Below are 20,318 nucleotides of genomic sequence, written 5' to 3' on the forward strand. Positions count from 1 at the left end.
CTACCATGGAATAGAACGCCTCTAATCGGGGGTAGCGCATTAATTTCCTTCGCTACCATGGAATAGAACGCCTCTAATCGAGGGTAGCGCATTATTTAATCTCGCTATCCCTGATTAGGACAAAGCCTAATTAAAATGGAACTTTAGCTGGCTATCAAATTTCTTCCTACCTGAGCGCTGTGGTGTCGGCTTCCTCTGATTCAATATTAAAGTATAAGCACCAAAAAGGCACCGACCGAAGTCAGTGCCTCTTCATTCGTATGACATTTTTCCATTGATAAGGTTGAAAAGGAATAACTGAATGTGGCTAGACTGTCTTCGCGATCACAAGACATCGTCAAATTGAACGAATGCTTTCACATTATACATTCCAGGTTGACAATTAACGTAAATCGAAATCATCATCTGGTCTTTCTTCTTCCAGTGCTGTGAAATCATCTTCTTCACTGAATTCTGTTCCATATTGTAATGTCCCTGCCGAAGACGAGGCAGTTTCACTTTCTGAATCAAATAAAATTGATATCGCATAAAGACCACTTAGCCCGACGAGTGCGTATACAACTCTAGATAGAAGGGAATCTTGCCCACCAAAAAGTGATGCGACTAAGTCAAATTGGAAAAAACCAATTAGGCCCCAGTTGATTGCCCCAATAATTACAAGTAATAATGCGATTCGTTTTGCAGTGTTCACATATTCACCCCCCTGATTATAGTTCAGCTGTAAATGATATTTGCTCAAGTATGGGTTTTCGATCATTCCATAACGTGTAACGTTTCCTGCTCGTCTAAACGTCATCTGTTATTTGATAAACTGGTACATAAAGAATGTTCATCCCTAGCTTGTGCAGTTGAAAATGATTCATACAAAATCATAAAAAAAGATTGAATGGAGAGGATCAAAGGGAGAGTGAAATGAATAAAAAGCGGAGTGATTTGATGACGCATTCAAGTATAAACCCGTACGACGATCAAAAATTCAAAATCGTTCGTACGGGGATGTATCAATAACATACTTTTTAGATTCGGTCATAAAATCGTTGCTGTGCAATCGCAGATAGGAAATCTTGATTGAAATTTGGATTGTTAGCCGCAAATACGACACCTGATAAGTTATTGTTCTCAAATGCTTGTATATAAGGCTGACCAGTCGTCGCAACACCAATTGGTTTGTAATGCTTGTAGGCGTTATGCACAAATTCGGAGATATCATTCATGAATTTGGCTTGTTGTTTGGATTCTCCACCTACTATGTAGATGGATAAGGACTGGTCGTTAAAAATGTTTTATTCGGCTTTAGTTGCATACCGTTTTTACTTGTCACTGTACCAAGTCGTTCACTAATAATATCGACAAATACATCATTCTTCTCTAGAAACTGAATTATATTAGTCACTTCGTTATCATCAAAGCCATTCCCGATTAGTACGCCGACTTTTTGTGTGGCTGCATAAAATGGCATATTGGCCATACTTAATGATGGATAGCTTGTCGTGACAGGAACATGCGTCCCATCAGGATGTTCAACACCAATATTGTCAGCAACAGTACAAGCAAGCTCTCGATCCACGTTCACTAATAAGTTGACGTTTTGCTGGCGAACCGATTCACTTTCCACCTTACCTAATTGGTAGCTGAAAGCCTGTATTGTATGTTTCTTTTCAACTGGTGTTAAACTATTCCAAAGAATGCGTGGTTGGGTAAAAAAATCATTGAATGATTCACTTCGACCACGAACGACCCGACCATCCACTTTCTGAGGATAATGTTCATAACCACCAGCTTCAGGGGGTGTCGTGTATGGTGTATTATTCGCCATTGAATTTTCATGGTAATTTACTTGGTCCACATCGATTCGGTAACGCATCGGTCCACGACGTTGGTTATTATGAAACGGACAGACAGGCTTATTGATTGGCAATTCTTGAAAATTCGGCCCGATACGATGAGCTTGAGCCGTTTGATAGGCGATCAGTCTGCCCTGTAATATCGGGTCACTTGAAAAATCGATTCCTGGAATAACATTTCCTGGATTAAAAGCAGCTTGTTCAGATTCCGTATGATAATTATCAATATTTTTATTGAGTGTCAATTTACCGACTAGTTGTACAGGAATGAGTTCTTCCGGCCAAAACTTTGCCGGATCAAGAATATCGAAGTCATATTTAAATTCATCTTCTAAAGGGATCAGTTGAACACCTAATTCATATTCTGGATAAAAACCTTTATCAATCGCTTCACGTAAATCTTTTCGATGAAAATCGGGATCAATTCCACCTAGTTTCATCGCTTCGTCTTGAAGCAAGGAATGCGTTCCAAGCACTGGTTTCCAAACAAAACGGACAAATGTCGCGACATTTTCTTCATTGACAAACAAATACGTATTGATCGACCAAGATTCCATCATTCGGTAACTTCTGACGATCCCTCGATCTGACATAATCCATTGCACCATGTGAAGTGCTTCCGGATTATTCGCTACATAATCCCAAAAGTGATCATGTGCTCCAGTTGCAGTCGGTATATCATCATCCGATTTAGCCTGATACGCATGGATAACATCAGGGAACTTCATTGGATCTTGATTGATCAAAACCGGCATAGCAATCGTCGTTAAATCATAGTTTCCTTCTTCTGTATAGAATTTAACTCCCTTACAGCGTAAGTCTCTTGCGGTATCATAAGAACCTCTTGGCCCTTGGACCGTTGAAAAGCGGACGGTTAAAGGCGTTTTTTTACCTGGTTCATTCAGGAAGCATGCTTTTGTCACATGCTGCATTGATTGGTAACATTCAAACTCACCGTGTGCGCTGTAACCTCTTGCATGCACAACTCTCTCAGGTTCTTCCTCTTGCACAAAGTGCGTCATTTTTTCGAAATAATGAACATCTTCATGTAAAGAAGGACCCCGTTCACCTGCTTTTAACGTCTCTGAATCATTGGATATTTTCCTTCCCTGATTCGTTGTCATAGGCTTACCGGTATTTTGGATGCGATACTGATCAAGTTGCTCTTGTTTTGGGTTCGTTGCACGCTTATTTTGATCTTTTGATAAATCTTCACTCATGTAATCATCCATCCTATCATTGAATTTATGTCCATTTATATCTGTATGTATGGTTTGCATAATTAGAACGATTATGCAGCCAATGATTAAAGAGTTCTGACAATATTATAAGTTGCAAAATCATAATTAATGTCAGGGTGAATGGGGTAATTAATCAAAGACAAGATTCCAAAAGAACAGTAAAATCATTCAACTGAGGAGCTACGAATTGACGGAAGGGCCAAAACTCGAAGGCAAGCATAGAATTGATTAGTGAGCAAAAGCCACAGGTGCTTGGTTTTTAAGTATTTTAAAATAAATGTTGACCAAGGGAAACACTTTTGGTATATTTCACATATGGTAAATTGACTAATGAATTTTGAATTTAAAATAGAAAGAAGTGAGATCAACTTATGCTTGATTGGTTTATGGATTTAAGTTTATTTAATCAAACATTAATTGCAGGATTATTTACGTGGCTAACAACATCAGTAGGCGCTGCATCCGTGCTTGTAGCAAAGAAAGTTAATTTAAAAATTATGGACGGTATGCTTGGATTTGCGGGAGGCGTAATGATTGCAGCCAGTTTTTGGTCATTGTTATCCCCAGCAATCAGCAGAGCAGAAGAGAGCGGGCTACCTGGTTGGCTACCTGCTGCGATCGGATTCCTTGTTGGTGCAATCTTCTTATGGGCAATGGGAAAACTAATACCTCATATGCATGCTTATGCAAGACGGAATCAACCGGAAGGATATCAACCTGAAAAAAGAAAACGGAGTACATTGTTAATTCTGGCTGTAACACTTCACAACATTCCTGAAGGTCTGGCGATCGGGGTAGCGTTTGGTGCGGTTGCTTCTGCTGTTGATTCGACAACAGCTCTTATCGGAGCAAGTACACTCGCATTAGGAATTGGCCTTCAAAATATACCTGAAGGTGCTGCGATCTCCTTGCCACTTCGACGTGAAGGAATGTCACGCTTTAGAAGTTTTTTTTACGGACAGTTTTCAGGAATGGTCGAACCGATATCTGCAATCGTCGGCTTTTTAGCAGTAACATGGATGGCGCCAACGCTTCCTTATGCACTAAGTTTTGCAGCGGGTGCAATGATCTTCGTTGTTGTCGAGGAAGTCATACCTGGCTCACAAGAAAATGGGAATAAAGATATGGCGACAATGTGGTTAATGATTGGTTTTGTCATCATGATGATTTTAGACGTTGCATTAGGCTAAATTTACTGAGAGCGGAGTAAACTCCGCTCTTTTATTATGGTTGATTTTGGTCAGTCGAGTTTTAGCCACTAAGTTGGCGGGAAATAAGAATATCGGTTGAAGAGAAATTTACGACCGGCCAAGTTCTTTAAAGTTTTCGATGTTTAGTAACCCACATAAATGCTATTTTGATAGACCTGAAAAAATTGTAGAAATAAGTCCCATTTACAGTGAAAACATAATATAATAGACTTATTGTATGAGTAATAGATGGGGGATAGTATATGATGAAGAACAACAAGATTTTTGCACAGATTCTCATAGTGATATCAGTTACGCTGTTATTTGGAATGTCAATTCATGCAGAAGAAGAAGAAGAAGAAAAAGAAGGACAAGTCGTGCAGTTACATACGCAATTCTCTACAGAATTAGCGGAGAAAGTGCTACCTGATCCTGTCCCTCGTTTCGTTTATCAAACTGGTTTTGATTTTGAGTATCCGGATGCAGTTCGAGGCGTTTACGTTACAGGTCATTCGGCAGGTGGTGAACGATTTAATTACTTGACGGATCTGATTTCTTCTACGGCATTAAATACAATGGTCATTGATATTAAAGATGATTTTGGAAATATCACATACAAAGTGGAAGATGAAGATAAGTTATATAGCGAATTTTCTCAAGAGTATATTAAAGACCCTCAAGCAATGATGCAAGAATTGGAAGAAAAAGAGATTTACCCAGTTGCTAGAATTGTTGTTTTCAAAGATACGAAACTAGCAGAAAAGAAACCTGAATGGTCATTTAAAGAAAATGGATCCATATGGAAAAATGGTAAAGGAGAAGCTTTTGTTAACCCATTTATTAAAGATGTTTGGGAATATAATCTTGAAATAGCCAAAGAGGCAGCAAAAATGGGTTTTCAGGAAATTCAATTTGACTATGTCCGTTTCCCAGAAGGTTTTGAAAAACGGGATGAATCACTTGAATATAGTCGAGGAGACTTTGACAAAGCAGACTTAAATAACATAAAAGAGCGTGTCAATGCGGTGACTAGCTTCGTAGAATATGCAAATAAGGAACTAGAAGCTTATGATGTAGATGTTTCTGTAGATATCTTCGGCTATACGGCAACGATTGAAGAAGCACCAGGCATCGGGCAAAACTTCCTACAGATTGCCGATAACGTTGATGTGATCTCTTCCATGATTTATCCAAGTCACTGGACATCTTATTTTGGTATTGAAAATCCTGATACCGAACCATATAAACTTGTTGATGAATACAGTAAAAAGGAAAATGAATTGTTGGGCCAACTTGAGGACCGACCGATTTCCAGACCATGGATTCAAGATTTCACAGCCAGTTGGTTATATCCGTCTGGTCAGGCGTTCACATATGGAAAAGAAGAAGTAGAGGCTCAAATCCGTGCTTTATACGATAATGAAATTTACGAATATCTGATTTGGAACGCAGGAAATCAATATACAGAAGGGGTCAACTTCGATCCGAAATAGTTACAGGGAGTGCTGTAGAAAGTTAAATCTTTCTACGGCACTTTTTTGGATTAAATAAGTTATTAATTTCCATAAACTGATCCATCCGAAAGGCATTAAGTGGATCTATACGAATACAGGAGTTAAGGTGATCCTGATTCCATTTAATCCAATTCAAAGCTGAATAATCAAGCTTAATGCGGTTTAACTTTCTAATCGCCTTCCTATAGACTAAATAAATGTAAGTGAAAAATCAGAAATTAATTTGGTCGATAAAGGAGCGGAAATATGAGTTGGTACGAAAAGTTAAATGAATACTTTCCAATTGAAGAAATGAAATCGAAAGAACACTTTGAGATTTTATTAGATGAAAAAGGAAATGTTTATCACAAAGATGAGAGTGAAGATCATGTATTGATGTATGCTGAATATGAGCAATTTGTTTTCGTTGACTATGTATATGTATCATCAAAAGCTCGTGGTAAAGGAATAGGAAAGCAATTATTCGAACAGCTAAAATCAAAGGGTAAACCCATTATTCTTGAAGTGGAACCTATAGATTACGAAGATACAGACACGGCTAAACGGCTGAGGTTTTATGAACGAGAGAATTTTCAACATGCTAAAACGATTGGTTATGAGAAAAAATCGATTGCAACGAATGAAGTGAATCCACTGGAAATTTTATTTTGGTCACCAATCGATGAAGATGAGGAACAGATTTATGAGAAAATGAAAAAAACATATGTGGACATACACACATATAAAGATAAAGAAATATATGGGGAGAGCTATCAGCCCGTTGACCAAGTATTTAAACGCAGAAAAAGAGAGACGGATATTTTTGAAGATGCTAATAAATTGCAATCCACGTAAGGTTTACAGCTGCCTAGTAGAAGAGGCAGCTTTTTTATTTTAAAAAAATCCAACTTTTAGGTTTATAATAATATATACAGGGTAATACTTAACTAAAGCGAATAATAGCAAATATGAAGTTTTGATTACAAATGTTGAATCCACCTATTCATATCAGATTGATTGTAGTATACTTAAGCCATACCCAAGTAAATTAAAGTTATTTTAATCTAATAGCGATTTTAAAATATTTTAACTCGTGTTGAAAGCCCTTTAAGGAGAGTGAATGGCATGGTAACATTATTTACTTCACCAAGCTGCACATCTTGTAGAAAGGCAAGAGCGTGGCTAGAAGAACACGAAATACCTTACAACGAACGCAATATCTTCTCTGAGAATTTAAGCGAAGATGAAATTAAACAAATTCTTCGCATGACTGAAGATGGTACGGATGAGATTATCTCTACACGTTCAAAGGTATTCCAAACCTTAGACGTGGGATTAGATCAATTACCATTGAAAAAGTTGATTAAATTGATTCAGGACAATCCTGGATTATTGAGAAGACCAATTATCTTGGATGATAAGCGACTTCAAGTCGGTTATAACGAAGATGAGATTCGTCGTTTCTTACCTCGGAAAGTTCGTTCTTTCCAGTTAAAAGAAGCACAGCGAATGGTAAATTAAAAAATAGGATGTCAACAGTCATTGTGTAAACTACATGGTGGCTGTTTTTCTATGCTTTTATGGGTATGTTTTTTGACCGGCCATAAAAGCATATGACAAGAATTAGAAAGATTGGTAAACCAATTTGGATGTATGGTACGGATTCAATAAACGTTTCAAGTTTCTTTTCATTTAACATTAGTTCTCCGCTTGTATAAGCTAATAAAGATGCACCAAAATAAATGATTAACGGATACTTTTTCATGGCAAATAAAATTAATCTACTCCCAAAAACGATGATCGGAACAGAAACAGCCAATCCAAACAAAATTAGTCGAAAATTTTGATTGGAAGCCGCTGAAATTGCCAAAACGTTATCAAATCCCATGACAACATCAGCAATAACAATCGTCTTAACTGCTCCAAATAATGTACCAGATGCTTGGATTTCTTGGTCGTCCTCTTCATCTTTTAGTAAAGAAAAGGCAATATAAAGTAAAAACAATCCACCGATTAATTGTAAATAAGGAATTGTGAGTAAATAGATGGCGACGCAAGCGAGTAAAAAACGAATGAAAACCGCGAGAATTGTTCCCAGTGCAATTGCTTTATTTTGTAGTCGTTCAGGTAGGTTCCGGCTAGCCATTGCAATGACAACTGCATTATCACCTCCAAGGATTAAATCCAAACCAATAATAATTAATACAGCCTTGAAGATATCCCAGTTTAAATCAGTGAATAGTTCTGTAAAAAATATTTCCATAATAAACCTCCATATTTTAATCGCAAAAAGGTGATTCCAGTTGGCAATAAATCACAATCGAGTACGAGAGCAATTTAGTTGTTCAAAGAGATAAAATCCTTTATAATTAATTTTTAAAACTAGATAAAAATAAAGAAAAAAGTTGAAGGAAATTTTTAAGCGATTATAGAAATCAAAGAGTAGACGAGAGGCATCGCTTGTCCGATTCAAGGGCGAATATGGAACTTGTAAATTGTCCATACCAAATCAATGTAGTTACCATACAATATGAATAAGTATATTGATTTATGCGATGATTGAATGATTTTGATTACGGGTAATACACTAGTAAGAAGAAACGTAATCCTTCCTCAAAATAATTCGAAGGGAGAGGACGATAAATGGAAATAGAACGTATCAATGAAAATACGTTGAAATTTTATATATCATACAGAGACATTGAAGATCGTGGCTTTAAACGGGAAGATATCTGGTATAACCGCGATAAAGGTGAGCAACTCTTCTGGGAAATGATGGATGAAGTTAACGACAGAGAGACGTTTAATATTGATGGTCCATTATGGATTCAAGTGCAAGCGATGGATAAAGGCTTAGAAATCGTCGTTACGAAAGCAGAAATATCTCAAGACGGTTCTAAACTGGAATTTCCAGATGGAGAAGAAACACCGATGGATACGAGTATGAATGAAAAAATTGAATCACTAATCGAAAACAGTGTTCCTCACAAACAAAGGAAAAAAGAGGCTTATGCGAGAGGTTCAAAACGAACGAAAACAGCGCCTGAAGAAGATGAAGATTTGAATATGACTGTGAAATTCGATGATCTGGAAGACGCTATTTCTTTAAGTCATTCCATTCGGGATACACGGTTTATTGAGGATCAGTTTTTTGCAAAAGAAAATCAATATTACTTGTATGTTAACTTTCCGATTGGATTCTTAAGTGAAACAGAGCAAGAGAACTATATTAGCCGCATCTTGGAATATGGTGAAGAAACGAGCGAAACGATTCACCTTCTCGTCGAGTATGGAACCAGTATTTTTGAACAAAATGCATTAAAACAATTGAGAGAAACGTTTTAATAACTGACAACCATCTTTTGTCAGTTATTTTTTTGTCTTATTTTCTAAGAAGCATGTTACATATGATGGCATCTTGTGATCGATAAATTATTGACACTCTATTCGCCCGAACGACGAATGCTCGTCTCGATTCGAGTGTATAGAGGCAGTCTATTCGCCTGAATAATGAATGCTCGTCTCGATTCGGGTGTATAGAGGCAGTCTATTCGCCTGAACAACGAATGCTCGTCTCGGTTCGGGTGTATAGAGGCAGTCTATTCGCCCGAATAATGAATGCACGCCTCGATTCAGGTTTATAGGGACGGTCAATTCGCCCGAACGACGAATGCACGCCTCTGTTCGGGTGAATAGAAGCAGTCAATTCGCCCGAACGACGAATGCACGCCTCGATTCGGGTTTATAGAGGCAGTCAATTCGCCCGAATAATGAATGCACACCTCGATTCGGGTTTATAGAGACAATCAATTCGCCTGAATAATGAATGCACGCCTCGGTTCGGGTTTATAGAGGCAGTCAATTCGCCCGAATAACGAATGCGCGCCTCGATTCGGGTGAATAGGAAATCTTTATTCAACCGAATGACAAACCATCGATTCCATTTGATTATATAGGGAGCCCTTTTTCACGAAATTTACGCAGAGCCACCGATTAAATTTATTCTGCTGCCAAAAAGAATCTGTAAAAAGGGTAATTTTTAATTATTATAAACAAATGCATTAAATCAAGCATACTATTGACTGAAACTTCAATTTGCTCATGGTATAATGAGATAATGGGCAATTGAATAATTATGGGCTATTGAGTATGGTAGCAATAGTCATCGATCTTAGGAGTTAACATAAAAAGGGGCTTTATGATGCTTAAATGGGTGCAAGTGTCATTATTTTTAGGATTATTGGTTATAACTGGATGGATATCTTACAGTTTTTTGGAAGGTCAATTAATCGGTACTGTCACGATTTTTATTATCGTCTCGGCAACATTAATTGTTTTTACAATCTTCATTGAAAATAGGGACCCATCACAAACACTAAATTGGATTCTTATTTTTGCCGTATTTCCAGTAATCGGCTTCTTCTTTTACTTGCTATTCGGACGAAATTACAAAAAGAAAAAGCGTTTCGAAAAGAAAAAAGAAGCAGATGAAAAAGCATTCAACATGTTTGAAGTCAGCCGGATATTTGACCATGAAGAAATTGAGCAAATGGGCGACCATCAAAAAATGTTTTTTCGTTTGGCACAGGAACTCGGAAATTCTCCGATATCCTTTAACACGGATACGCATGTACTTACCAATGGAGCAGAGAAGTTTCCAGAGTTGATCGCAGCTTTAAAGGAAGCAAAGCATCATATTCACCTGGAATATTATATTGTGCGTAATGATCAAATTGGAAAACAAATTCAAGAAGTGTTAATCGAGAAAGCCAAGCAAGGTGTAGAGGTGCGATTTTTATATGATGCCGTTGGTTGCTGGGCATTACCTAGACTCTATTTTGATCAAATGAAGGAAGCAGGAGTTCATGTTCAAGCATTTGCCCCTGTTCGATTCCCGTTAATTGGGAGTCGGATCAATTATAGAAATCATCGTAAAATCGTTATTGTTGATGGAAAAATCGGTTTCATGGGTGGCTTGAATATTGGTGATGAATATTTAGGCAAAGTAAAAATGTACGGTAAATGGCGAGATACGCATCTATACGTTCGCGGTGAGTCTGTTCGAAGTTTGCAATTGATTTTCTTGAGAGACTGGCAATATGAAACGGACGAACAACTCTTGGAGCATAAGTATCTTCAACCTGAAGTTTTAGATCATAATCAAATTCAGGGTGGCGTCCAGATGATTGCTGGAGGCCCTGATAATAAATGGGAAACGATTAAAAAGCTTTATTTTGCGATGATCATATCCGCGAAGAAAAAAATCTGGATTGCATCTCCGTATTTTATTCCTGATGATGACGTGTTAACAGCAATGAAAGTCGCTAGTCTAAGTGGGCTGGATGTTCGTTTGTTAGTTCCTAGCAAGCCTGATAAACGTGTGGTTTTTCATGCATCTCGGTCTTATTTTGCAGAGTTGCTTGATGCAGGAATCCGGGTGTTTGAATACGAAAAAGGCTTTATGCATAGTAAGGTCATGTTAGTTGATGACGAATTAGCAAGCATTGGTACGTCCAATATGGATATGAGAAGCTTTCATTTAAACTTTGAGGTGAATGCTTTTCTCTTTAAAACAGATAGTACGATTGAACTTAAAGAAGATTTTGAAAGAGACTTTCTTGACTCAAACGAGTTGGTCCCTGAAACATTTAATAAACGTTCTATTTTTATCCGTGTGATGGAATCATTTTTCCGCTTATTATCTCCATTATTATAAAATGAGAGGAGGGCTGCCCTTGCTGGTTGCAAAAAATAAGTACGGTAAATTGATTACTGCTTATAAAAAGAATAAGCAAGAAATCAGCCAACTTCGTCACGAATCCTTTACATGTCCCGAATGTAATGAGAAAGTCATTCTGAAGGCCGGGAGGATCAACGTTCCTCACTTCGCGCATGAACAAACGAGCAATTGTTCAATGCAACAAGGAGAATCAGCAGAGCATCTGAATGGGAAAATGGAATTATATCAATGGTGCCAGAATCATGGTTATCCTTCCGCCTTGGAATATTCACTACTTGAAGTCGATCAGCGCATTGATGTCGTCGCAAGAGTTGGTAAAACAGCTATTGCCTTTGAATATCAATGCGCTCCCATTTCATTAGAAGAATTTGAAACAAGGACAACAGGAATTCGACAGGCAGGATTTGTGCCAATCTGGATTTTTGGTGAACGTTATTTAAAATCTCTATATAATCACTCCTTTCGACTCTCACCTCTTTTGAAATCTGCAATTATGAAAGAACCTCCTTTTAATCAACCAATCCTTTTATTTTATTCTACTTCCAAAAAAAGACTGACCCTATTATCACAATTTTATTCCTCACATTTACGAAGTTTTGTCCAACGCACGCATCGATCACTCAGACAGGTAGGATTAGAAACATTTCAAAGCTTGCCAACGAACATTCCTTGGAATCGCTTTAAATCGTATTGGTTGAAAGAAAAACAGCAACTACGTTCCAAGCAACAAAAGTACGCTTCAGAAGTCGACAAGAAGTTCATGTCGATGTTATATCAAAAGTATCTTCATCCTCAATACCTCCCAGCCTGTGTGCACTTACCGGTCCAATCAAATCACCGTTTACTTATTCCTAATTACGTTTGGCAAACACAATTCCTACTGAACTGCTGGCAAAAGAAAAACATTGGCGAGTGTATTTCTTGGACAGAAGCTTTAATGGTCTGTACCGAATCTTTTGCAAAAACAGTTACTATGCAATATTCTACGTCATCTGTTCATCCGCTATATGAATATCTTTCCTTACTGACTTTATTCGGTTATCTTCAAAAAACACCACACGGTTGGGTTGTCCGCAAACATCCTCGATTCCCGAAAACCTTAGATGAAGCCATTTTATTTGATCGAAATATATTAGAACATTTTGGGGAAATACTAAGAAGAGAGGGAAGTTTCTTTTTACAATCCGTGGAAACTGCTATAAAATAAAGAATTGTAAGAATCATTAAACAGGGAGGTTACATAGATGAGTGAAGAGAGTACAGGACTGAAGACAAGAGAAGAAGTTCCCACAGAGCTGACATGGAATCTGGAAGCCATTTTTTCAACCGATGAAGAGTGGGAAGAAGAATTTGAAGCGTTGAAAGAAGAGTATAAGAAGGTTGAGAAATTTAAAGGGACATTGGCAGATTCACCAGAAAATTTACTGAAGTTATTCCAATTTGAAGACGAGTTTGATGGACGATTGGAAAAGTTATATGTTTATGCACATATGCGTTCCGATCAGGATACGACAAATAGTAAATACCAAGACCAAAATGCAAGAGCTGCAAGTCTTGCGACAGAAGCGATGAGTGCATTCAGTTTTGTGACACCAGAGATTCTTGGAATGTCTGATGAACAAATTGAGTCATTTTTAACCCAAAATGAAGAATTGAAGACGTATGAGAAAACATTGCGAGATATTATGAAATCTCGACCTCATGTTCTAAGCGAGAAAGAAGAAGTATTGCTCGCTAAATCACAAGAAGTTTCAACTACAGCTGGAAAAACATTTGGTATGTTGGATAATGCGGATATTGAATTGCCCAAAATTACGAATGAAGAGGGAGAAGAAGTTCAATTATCCAGTGGTCGTTATCGGGAATTTCTTGATTCCAAGGACCGAGAAGTTCGCAAAAGTGCATTCCTGGGTATGCATAACACGTATAAAAGCTTTAAAAATACATTCGCGGCAACACTAAGTGGCCAAGTAAAAGGTGCGAACTTTTATGCGGATGCACGCAATTATGATTCAGCTCGTGCAGCATCACTAGACCGAAACAATATCCCTGAAAAAGTATACGACCAATTAGTCGATGCGGTCAATGATCGGTTACCATCACTTCATCGTTTTATGGATCTTAAGAAAAAAGTATTAGGTGTAGATGAATTGCATATGTATGATATTTATACACCGCTCGTGGATGAGAAAATTGAAGTGACAATTGATGAAGCGAAAGAGCATGTATTGGAAGGCCTTAAGCCACTTGGAGAAGAATACAACTCCATTTTACAAAAAGCTTATAATGAACGCTGGATCGATTGGTTAGAAACAAAAGGGAAACGAAGTGGAGCCTATTCATCTGGAAGCTACTTGACACGACCGTATATTTTGATGAATTGGAATGACAATATCGATAACTTGTTTACATTGGCACATGAATTGGGCCACTCGCTTCACAGTTATTACACCCATCAAAATCAAAACAAGAGATACGGCTCGTACTCAATCTTTGTTGCTGAAGTTGCATCAACTGCAAACGAAGCCCTATTGAATGATTACTTGCTAAAAACATTGGAAGACAAGAACAAAAAATTATACTTGCTCAACAACTTCTTGGAAGGATTCCGAGCAACATTTTTCCGTCAAACAATGTTCGCTGAATTTGAGCATGAAATTCATCAACGTGACCAAAATGGTGAAGCACTAACAGCTGACAAATTAACGTCTATTTATTATGATTTAAATAAAAAATACTTCGGCAACAACGTTCATGTAGACGAAGAAATTGGGTATGAGTGGGCAAGAATCCCGCATTTTTACATGAACTACTATGTTTATCAATATGCAACAGGATACGCTGCGGCAACAACCTTAGCTGATAAAATCTTAACTGAGGGAGAAGTTGCAGTCGAACGTTATAAGGATTATTTAAAAGCAGGGCGTAGCGAAGACCCGATTGACGTATTGAAAAAAGCGGGCGTCGATATGACGACGAAAGATCCGATTTATAAAGCATTGGATGTATTCGATGCAAAACTAGACGAATTTGAAAAATTATTAGCTGAATAAAAATAAAAAAACCATTCCACATACGGCATTATATCTGCCAACTGTGGAATGGTTTTTTATAGCTCTATACCCGCGAACGGTTACAAAAACCTGCAGGAAAGTCCTATAGAGCGGCTCTATACGCCCGAATGATTGAAAAAACCTACAGGAAAGTCCTATAGAGCGGCTCTATACGCCCGAATGATTGAAAAAACCTACAGGAAAGTCCTATAGAGCGGCTCTATACCCCCGAATGGTTGAAAAAACCTGCAGGAAAGTCTTATAGAGTGGCTCTATACGCCCGAACGGTTGAAAAAAAGTACTAGAAAGTCCTATAGAGCGAAGATTATGGGAAATATTATTCTCGAAACGATGTCGTGCACTGTTAAAGGAATTGGATTAATATTTCTTAAGTACTTAATTGTTCGATCAAGTGTGCTAATCGTTCAAAGCAGTGCTATCATCTTTTAAGATTTCACGCTCAAAGCACCGCGCTAACCGCACTACTTCTGTTCGTATACTGTTTATCTCCGTCGAATGGAGTTCTTCTGCGAAACAGTGTAAATAAATATAAAGATGACAGTGAAAAAAAGTGGAAACGTAAAAAAACGAGGTAATAGTTCCATCATTCCTAAGATGTTCACTAAAAAAGCCCCGATTAATAATAATAGCCAGCCTAAGACGATCAACATAGCGATCAACTCCTGTCTACTATTATATTACGGGGCAGGTAGATAAAGTATGAGTACTAGAATCATTAAATTTATGTCGTTTGTTTATACATCCAAAAACTTCCGTACTTTGCATGAATTCTTTCAATTCGATTGTTAAATGATAACTTTAATAATTCTCTTTCTGTTTTCTTCATTGACCAATCAAAGACAAAAGCGACTTCTTTTGTCGCGACGAATTGATGTTCGGCCAAGAAATCAATCAGACTTGGTTTAATACTTGGTGAAATGTGTTTTCCTATGACCTCCATTAAAGCTCGCTCATACAGTTCATAGTCAAATGTACTGGTAATCTTGAGACCATCATATTCATCTTCACGATTGAATAAAACAATTGAAGGTGTTTGGTCAACTTCCATTTCACGTGTTAAGTTTAAATCTCCCAATAAAGCATGTTTGGCTGCTTCAGAATGTAAATCTTTTTGAAATTCTTCGACATCCAAATTGACTCGTTCGGCAATTTTTACTAGATTTTCAATTTCGGAGATATTTTTCTTGCTTAGGAATAAATATTCACGAACCTTGCGTAAATATCTTGTGCCAGCTCGTTGTCCTTGTAACTCCGCAGCTTTAATTGCAAGAGAGACAGGCCAAGGTGATGTTTCAGGATTGACTAGCCAATAATCTGGATCACAACACATTCCAGTCATTTTTGCTGTTTGATCCCAATCGTTGATTTTCTCTCGTATATAAGCTGGAGTCGGATTATATAAAGAAGACAGTGACCCGGTAATAATCGGCCTTAATTTAAAATAATGTCCGTACTCACTGATCAACTTTTTAATATACGGTTCAAAGGACCAACATTCTGGGCACATCGGATCTATAAATAAGTACATTTCTAATGGTTTATTTAGATAATGGTCAATTTGGGAATCTTCTTTCGATGCTAGCTCGACAATAACTTGCGATGACTTCTCTTCCACATCGATTTCCCCTTTCCCCCTATAATACTTATTCGGGCGTATTCATCATATGATTTGCAGTCATACGTAAACGCTCAAACATTGCACTTCGGTATGGTTCCTCTATTTCTACTTCATCCAACGCTGCATCCATACACGCTAGCCAAGCATCACGCCTTGTTGGCGTAATAGGGAACGGTGAATGTCTTGCACGCATCATTGGATGGCCTCGTTCTTGAACATACAGATTCGGCCCACCGAAAAACTGAGTTAGAAATAATTTTTGCTTTCTTGCTGTCTCTGTCAAATCTTCTGGAAAGATTGGAATCAAATCAGGGTGCTTGCCGACTCGTTTGTAGAAAGCATCGACCAATTTATTGATGGTTTCAGCTCCCCCAATGTCATCGTATATATTCGCTCTTTGAACAGTCATGAATTAGATCCTCTCTTTCTGATACTTCATTATTGTAGCAACGCTCTTTCTATCTATCAAATATTATGTCTTTTGACGTTACTTGAAAAATTTTCAATTTATTGTGAGTCTGATTGTTTTGCTGAAAAGAACCGTTTGATTTTGCTTTCAATACGACGTCGTTCAATCTGATAGGTTGTCAGAATTTCTTGAAGCATGTTCTCTGCCTTTTGTGTGCTCGGTGCTTCAATTTCTAGCTCGTAATCTTCTTGCTGATGATAAATACTATGATCCAATACGAGCAAACAATCATCTTTTTGTATTTCTTGTCGGTAGGTCGTTAACTGTCCGTAGTATTGAATCGACTTCTCTGAGATATTTAGTTTTTCGATTTGCTTCCGAATGTTTGGGCCAAGTGACACATGGCCGTTCATCCATGCTTTGGCAACTTCATCGTCCAGTTCGTCATGTGTTTCCAGTAACCCTTCTGACTGAGGTTCTTTTAATGTGGAAACATAGCTTCCTTTTTTGAATCGAATACGAAGTGCCGAGCTGGCATTTTTTAGTTGAAAGTCACTTGTCTCGAAATAGTGATTCGTTTGCTCTTTCATTTGCGCTTCTTTAAATAACGTGTTTTTTAGATATGTATATTCTTCATCGTTCAGCTCGTTTTTTAGTTCAATTTCAATTTCTTGCATAGAGCCACCTCCTGGCTGCAAATCTTCTTCTTATTATCCGATATTATTAGGCATATGGCAAAGATTCTGACCATAATTAATTTGTGATACAATGGAATATGGAAAATCAGTAAGTTGGAGAAAGTAGGAATGCAGCTATGAATTGGGATATTTTCTTAGCGCCTTATACACAAACCGTTGACGAGCTGAAGATCAAGCTAAAAGGAATGCGAAAGCAATTCGATTATGAATCCCGCCATTCACCGATTGAATTCGTAACCGGAAGGGTAAAACCTATTACAAGTATCATTGAAAAAGCGAAGCGGCGTGGAATACCACTTTCGAAAATGGAAGAGGAAGTACAAGATATCGCAGGGCTTCGCGTAGTCTGTCCTTTCGTTGAAGATATTTATGAAATCGTTGAATTGATACGGGAAAGACAAGACTTTGAAATTATCGAGGAAAAAGATTATATTGAAAAAAATAAGGAGAGCGGCTACCGTTCTTATCATATTGTTATTCGCTATCCGGTAGAAACAATCTATGGGGTGAAGAACCTTTTAGCCGAAATTCAAATCCGAACTCTCGCGATGAATTTTTGGGCGATCAATGAACATTCACTTAATTATAAATACTCAGGGCAACTGCCAGAGGAAGTCCAAACAAGACTGCGTAATGCAGCAGAAGCAGCTTTCCGGTTGGATGAAGAAATGTCAAAAATCAGACAGGAAATCCAAGACGCCCAAAAAGTGTTCAGAAGAAAAAAAGATTAATGGATTTTCATTCGAAGAGAAAAGGAGTATTTCTATGAAATTTTATGTACAGTGTAGAGGAGATAGCGTTTCGAAGGAAATCAAATCGAAATTTAAAAGCTACTTATCTGAATTCGATATGGATTATGATGAAGAAGAGCCGGACCTAGTCATTTCAGTTGGTGGAGACGGAACGTTACTTGAAGCATTTCATCGTTATAATCATCGATTGAAAGAAACAGCTTTTATTGGGGTTCACACAGGACATTTAGGATTTTATGCAGACTGGATTCCAAGTGAATTGGAAAAACTGATCATTGAAATAGCTAGAACGCCATTCCAAGTCATTGAGTATCCTTTGTTAGAGCTAATCATCCGTCCAAAAGATTATGAACATGAACACCGTTATCTTGCACTGAATGAAACATCTGTAAAGACAGCGGAAGGCTCAGTTGTCTTGGACGTGGAAATCAAAGGGGAACATTTTGAAACATTTCGAGGTGACGGTCTATGTATCTCAACCCCATCAGGATCGACAGCTTATAACAAAGCATTGGGTGGAGCGATCATCCATCCCTCGTTAGAAGCCTATCAAATTACCGAGATGGCATCGATTAACAATCGTGTATTCCGTACAGTCGGCTCACCGTTAATATTGCCGAAACACCATACAACGGTATTACGGCCTAAGAATGATCGAACATTCCTGATTACGATCGATCATTTGACAATGAGTTTCAATCAAGTGCATTCGATTCAATGCCGTGTTGCAGAAGAACGAGTACGCTTTGCTCGGTTCAGACCATTTCCGTTCTGGAAACGAGTACATGATTCATTTATTTCTAATGCCAGAACAGAAAATGATTAATTGTCCGTGTAAGGGTGAAACAAAATGAGATGGAAAATCACTGATGAATATAGCCAATCAACCGTACGTGATTATTTACTTCATGTACGGTTTTTTTCGAATCGATTATTGAAAGATGTAAAAGAGCGTGGAGAGATTCGGTTGAACGGGGAACATGTGACTGTGCGTACAAAACTTATATCTGGTGATCAATTGGAGATACAATTTCCAGAAGAAGTTCGGTCCACAACGATTTCTCCCATGCCGTTAGAGATTGAGAAAGTTTACGAAGATTCAGCTATCCTCGTAGTCAATAAGCAAAGTGGATTGGCTGTCTTACCGAATCCCAATGATGCAAACATGCCAACATTAGCGAATGGCGTTATGCATGATTATCAAAAAAGAGGTATAGAGAAGACGTTTCACATTGTCACTCGGTTAGACCGGAACACCTCCGGCTTAGTCGTTATCGCAAAAGATCGATATACACACCATTTGTTGCAACAAAGACCAATCGATCGAAATTACCTAGCAATCGTTGAAGGGGATATGAAAGAAGAGGAGGGGATCATTGATTTGCCGATTGGTCGAAAACCGACTTCTATCATTGAGCGAATGGTCTCAGAAACAGGAAAACGAGCAATTACTCATTTTCGTTTACTCGAAAAAAAGAATAATTGCTCGTTTATAAAGATTCAATTGGAAACAGGTCGGACACATCAAATTCGAGTCCACTTTTCTTATATGGGGCATCCACTTGTTGGGGATGATTTATATGGAGGTTCAACACAGTTGTTAAGTCGACAAGCGTTACATTGCCAGTCGCTCAGTTTCATTCACCCATACAGCGAAGAACGAATTCATTTTAATAGCCATTTGCCAAACGACTTGAAATCCATTTATGCTTCTTTCTCTTCATAAGGGACATCATTTCTTTTTAATAATACCTTCATGGTTCCGACATCCCCGGCATGTTTCTGAGAAAGCGTAAAATCTTTCTTTTCATCAGGAAGATGAAAGGAAATTTCTGTATCGTTTGCTGCATCGTCATAAGTGAAAGCAGCACTTTCAATTTCGGACCATGTAAAATTCTCTTTATCTAACGGTTTTTTTATGGTGATTTCATCTACTGCAAACATATTGTACAAATTAAAACTTACGTAACTTAAGCCAAGACCAATGACTAACATAAGAATCCCGGCTGCTTTAATCATTTTTCGTTCGAAAATCATTAAAATGCAAAACATGACAAAAGAGAGTGTGCCAATACCTAATAAGATATTAGCAATAATCGGCACATCAATTAAAAAAACATTTGTTTGATTGTGCTCATATAAATAGTACAAGATCATATTTGGTCCAATTAATGAAACTAAGATCCCAGTGATTCCAAGGATGATCGCTCCGATCACCCACAAAACCTTCCGTTGTACTTCTTCGTCCATACTTTCCCC

18 protein-coding genes and 1 pseudogene are annotated in these 20,318 nt (G+C 37.8%); 11 read left to right on the forward strand and 8 right to left on the reverse strand.

Annotation, left to right across the window (positions count from 1 at the left end):
• Nucleotides 1-382: 382 nt before the first annotated feature.
• Entirely contained in the window at nucleotides 383-691 is a 309-nt protein-coding gene (locus tag KQ486_RS10755; protein WP_144163625.1) for a DUF378 domain-containing protein, read from the reverse strand.
• 325 nt (nucleotides 692-1,016) lie between these two features.
• Nucleotides 1,017-3,064, reverse strand: a pseudogene (locus tag KQ486_RS10760) (catalase).
• 392 nt (nucleotides 3,065-3,456) lie between these two features.
• Between KQ486_RS10760 and KQ486_RS10765 the strand changes: the two are divergent.
• From KQ486_RS10765 to spxA, 4 genes are all read left to right on the forward strand, one after another.
• Nucleotides 3,457-4,275: a ZIP family metal transporter gene (locus KQ486_RS10765; RefSeq protein WP_144163623.1), complete on the forward strand. Its 819-nt coding sequence runs from the start codon at nucleotides 3,457-3,459 to the stop codon at nucleotides 4,273-4,275.
• Between the two features lie 266 nt (nucleotides 4,276-4,541).
• Nucleotides 4,542-5,768: a putative glycoside hydrolase gene (locus tag KQ486_RS10770; protein WP_216687654.1), complete on the forward strand. Its 1,227-nt coding sequence runs from the start codon at nucleotides 4,542-4,544 to the stop codon at nucleotides 5,766-5,768.
• A gap of 267 nt (nucleotides 5,769-6,035) precedes the next feature.
• The gene (locus tag KQ486_RS10775) at nucleotides 6,036-6,623 is read left to right on the forward strand and encodes a GNAT family N-acetyltransferase (protein ID WP_216687634.1); all 588 of its coding nucleotides are present in this window, start codon (nucleotides 6,036-6,038) and stop codon (nucleotides 6,621-6,623) included.
• A 270-nt stretch (nucleotides 6,624-6,893) separates the two neighbouring features.
• Nucleotides 6,894-7,289, forward strand: coding sequence for a transcriptional regulator SpxA (gene spxA, locus KQ486_RS10780; protein WP_144163621.1), 396 nt, complete (start codon nucleotides 6,894-6,896; stop codon nucleotides 7,287-7,289).
• A 49-nt stretch (nucleotides 7,290-7,338) separates the two neighbouring features.
• On the opposite strand, the gene KQ486_RS10785 is transcribed toward spxA, so the two are convergent.
• A complete protein-coding gene (locus KQ486_RS10785) occupies nucleotides 7,339-8,031 on the reverse strand; it encodes a TerC family protein (RefSeq protein WP_144163620.1) in 693 nt (230 codons plus the stop codon).
• A 380-nt stretch (nucleotides 8,032-8,411) separates the two neighbouring features.
• Here KQ486_RS10785 and mecA point away from each other — a divergent pair, with 380 nt between their 5' ends.
• From mecA to pepF, 4 genes are all read left to right on the forward strand, one after another.
• Entirely contained in the window at nucleotides 8,412-9,113 is a 702-nt protein-coding gene (mecA, locus tag KQ486_RS10790) for an adaptor protein MecA (RefSeq protein WP_144163619.1), read from the forward strand.
• An 856-nt stretch (nucleotides 9,114-9,969) separates the two neighbouring features.
• On the forward strand, nucleotides 9,970-11,484 hold the full coding sequence (gene cls / locus KQ486_RS10795) for a cardiolipin synthase (protein WP_216687635.1): 1,515 nt from the start codon (nucleotides 9,970-9,972) through the stop codon (nucleotides 11,482-11,484).
• A 19-nt stretch (nucleotides 11,485-11,503) separates the two neighbouring features.
• A complete protein-coding gene (locus KQ486_RS10800; protein WP_216687636.1) occupies nucleotides 11,504-12,715 on the forward strand; it encodes a competence protein CoiA in 1,212 nt (403 codons plus the stop codon).
• Between the two features lie 37 nt (nucleotides 12,716-12,752).
• A complete protein-coding gene (pepF, locus tag KQ486_RS10805; protein WP_144163617.1) occupies nucleotides 12,753-14,561 on the forward strand; it encodes an oligoendopeptidase F in 1,809 nt (602 codons plus the stop codon).
• Nucleotides 14,562-15,064: 503 nt separating this feature from the next.
• On the opposite strand, the gene KQ486_RS10810 is transcribed toward pepF, so the two are convergent.
• The 4 genes from KQ486_RS10810 to KQ486_RS10825 form a co-directional block, all read right to left on the reverse strand.
• Entirely contained in the window at nucleotides 15,065-15,232 is a 168-nt protein-coding gene (locus KQ486_RS10810) for a hypothetical protein (protein WP_186278516.1), read from the reverse strand.
• A 71-nt stretch (nucleotides 15,233-15,303) separates the two neighbouring features.
• Nucleotides 15,304-16,197 (reverse strand): DsbA family protein, encoded by an 894-nt coding sequence (locus tag KQ486_RS10815; RefSeq protein ID WP_255439647.1) that lies wholly within the window; start codon nucleotides 16,195-16,197, stop codon nucleotides 15,304-15,306.
• 28 nt (nucleotides 16,198-16,225) lie between these two features.
• Nucleotides 16,226-16,609: a globin domain-containing protein gene (locus KQ486_RS10820; RefSeq protein WP_144160103.1), complete on the reverse strand. Its 384-nt coding sequence runs from the start codon at nucleotides 16,607-16,609 to the stop codon at nucleotides 16,226-16,228.
• A gap of 98 nt (nucleotides 16,610-16,707) precedes the next feature.
• On the reverse strand, nucleotides 16,708-17,286 hold the full coding sequence (locus KQ486_RS10825) for a CYTH domain-containing protein (RefSeq protein WP_144160101.1): 579 nt from the start codon (nucleotides 17,284-17,286) through the stop codon (nucleotides 16,708-16,710).
• Between the two features lie 137 nt (nucleotides 17,287-17,423).
• Here KQ486_RS10825 and yjbM point away from each other — a divergent pair, with 137 nt between their 5' ends.
• From yjbM to KQ486_RS10840, 3 genes are read left to right on the forward strand one after another with little or no spacing between them, the layout of a single operon-like run.
• Nucleotides 17,424-18,038, forward strand: a complete 615-nt coding sequence (gene yjbM, locus KQ486_RS10830) for a GTP diphosphokinase (RefSeq protein WP_144160098.1) — start codon at nucleotides 17,424-17,426, stop codon at nucleotides 18,036-18,038.
• A 34-nt stretch (nucleotides 18,039-18,072) separates the two neighbouring features.
• The gene (locus KQ486_RS10835) at nucleotides 18,073-18,885 is read left to right on the forward strand and encodes an NAD kinase (protein WP_144160095.1); all 813 of its coding nucleotides are present in this window, start codon (nucleotides 18,073-18,075) and stop codon (nucleotides 18,883-18,885) included.
• Between the two features lie 24 nt (nucleotides 18,886-18,909).
• A complete protein-coding gene (locus KQ486_RS10840; RefSeq protein ID WP_144160092.1) occupies nucleotides 18,910-19,785 on the forward strand; it encodes an RluA family pseudouridine synthase in 876 nt (291 codons plus the stop codon).
• Here KQ486_RS10840 and KQ486_RS10845 read toward each other — a convergent pair.
• Entirely contained in the window at nucleotides 19,764-20,309 is a 546-nt protein-coding gene (locus tag KQ486_RS10845) for a hypothetical protein (protein WP_216687637.1), read from the reverse strand. The genes KQ486_RS10840 and KQ486_RS10845 overlap by 22 nt on opposite strands.
• Between the last annotated feature and the right edge of the window lie 9 nt (nucleotides 20,310-20,318).

It is taken from the genome of Allobacillus halotolerans (genome assembly GCF_018967645.1).
GTDB lineage: Bacteria > Bacillota > Bacilli > Bacillales > Alkalibacillaceae > Allobacillus > Allobacillus halotolerans.

Excerpts from the sequence above, each read along its gene's own strand:
- KQ486_RS10765 (WP_144163623.1), top strand. The coding sequence starts at position 3,457 with ATGCTTGATTGGTTTATGGATTTAAGTTTATTTAATCAAACATTAATT.
- KQ486_RS10770 (WP_216687654.1), top strand. The coding sequence starts at position 4,542 with ATGAAGAACAACAAGATTTTTGCACAGATTCTCATAGTGATATCAGTT.
- KQ486_RS10775 (WP_216687634.1), top strand. The coding sequence starts at position 6,036 with ATGAGTTGGTACGAAAAGTTAAATGAATACTTTCCAATTGAAGAAATG.
- spxA (WP_144163621.1), top strand. The coding sequence starts at position 6,894 with ATGGTAACATTATTTACTTCACCAAGCTGCACATCTTGTAGAAAGGCA.
- KQ486_RS10785 (WP_144163620.1), bottom strand. The coding sequence starts at position 8,031 with ATGGAAATATTTTTTACAGAACTATTCACTGATTTAAACTGGGATATC.
- mecA (WP_144163619.1), top strand. The coding sequence starts at position 8,412 with ATGGAAATAGAACGTATCAATGAAAATACGTTGAAATTTTATATATCA.
- cls (WP_216687635.1), top strand. The coding sequence starts at position 9,970 with ATGCTTAAATGGGTGCAAGTGTCATTATTTTTAGGATTATTGGTTATA.
- pepF (WP_144163617.1), top strand. The coding sequence starts at position 12,753 with ATGAGTGAAGAGAGTACAGGACTGAAGACAAGAGAAGAAGTTCCCACA.
- KQ486_RS10810 (WP_186278516.1), bottom strand. The coding sequence starts at position 15,232 with ATGTTGATCGTCTTAGGCTGGCTATTATTATTAATCGGGGCTTTTTTA.
- KQ486_RS10820 (WP_144160103.1), bottom strand. The coding sequence starts at position 16,609 with ATGACTGTTCAAAGAGCGAATATATACGATGACATTGGGGGAGCTGAA.
- KQ486_RS10825 (WP_144160101.1), bottom strand. The coding sequence starts at position 17,286 with ATGCAAGAAATTGAAATTGAACTAAAAAACGAGCTGAACGATGAAGAA.
- yjbM (WP_144160098.1), top strand. The coding sequence starts at position 17,424 with ATGAATTGGGATATTTTCTTAGCGCCTTATACACAAACCGTTGACGAG.
- KQ486_RS10835 (WP_144160095.1), top strand. The coding sequence starts at position 18,073 with ATGAAATTTTATGTACAGTGTAGAGGAGATAGCGTTTCGAAGGAAATC.
- KQ486_RS10840 (WP_144160092.1), top strand. The coding sequence starts at position 18,910 with ATGAGATGGAAAATCACTGATGAATATAGCCAATCAACCGTACGTGAT.
- KQ486_RS10845 (WP_216687637.1), bottom strand. The coding sequence starts at position 20,309 with ATGGACGAAGAAGTACAACGGAAGGTTTTGTGGGTGATCGGAGCGATC.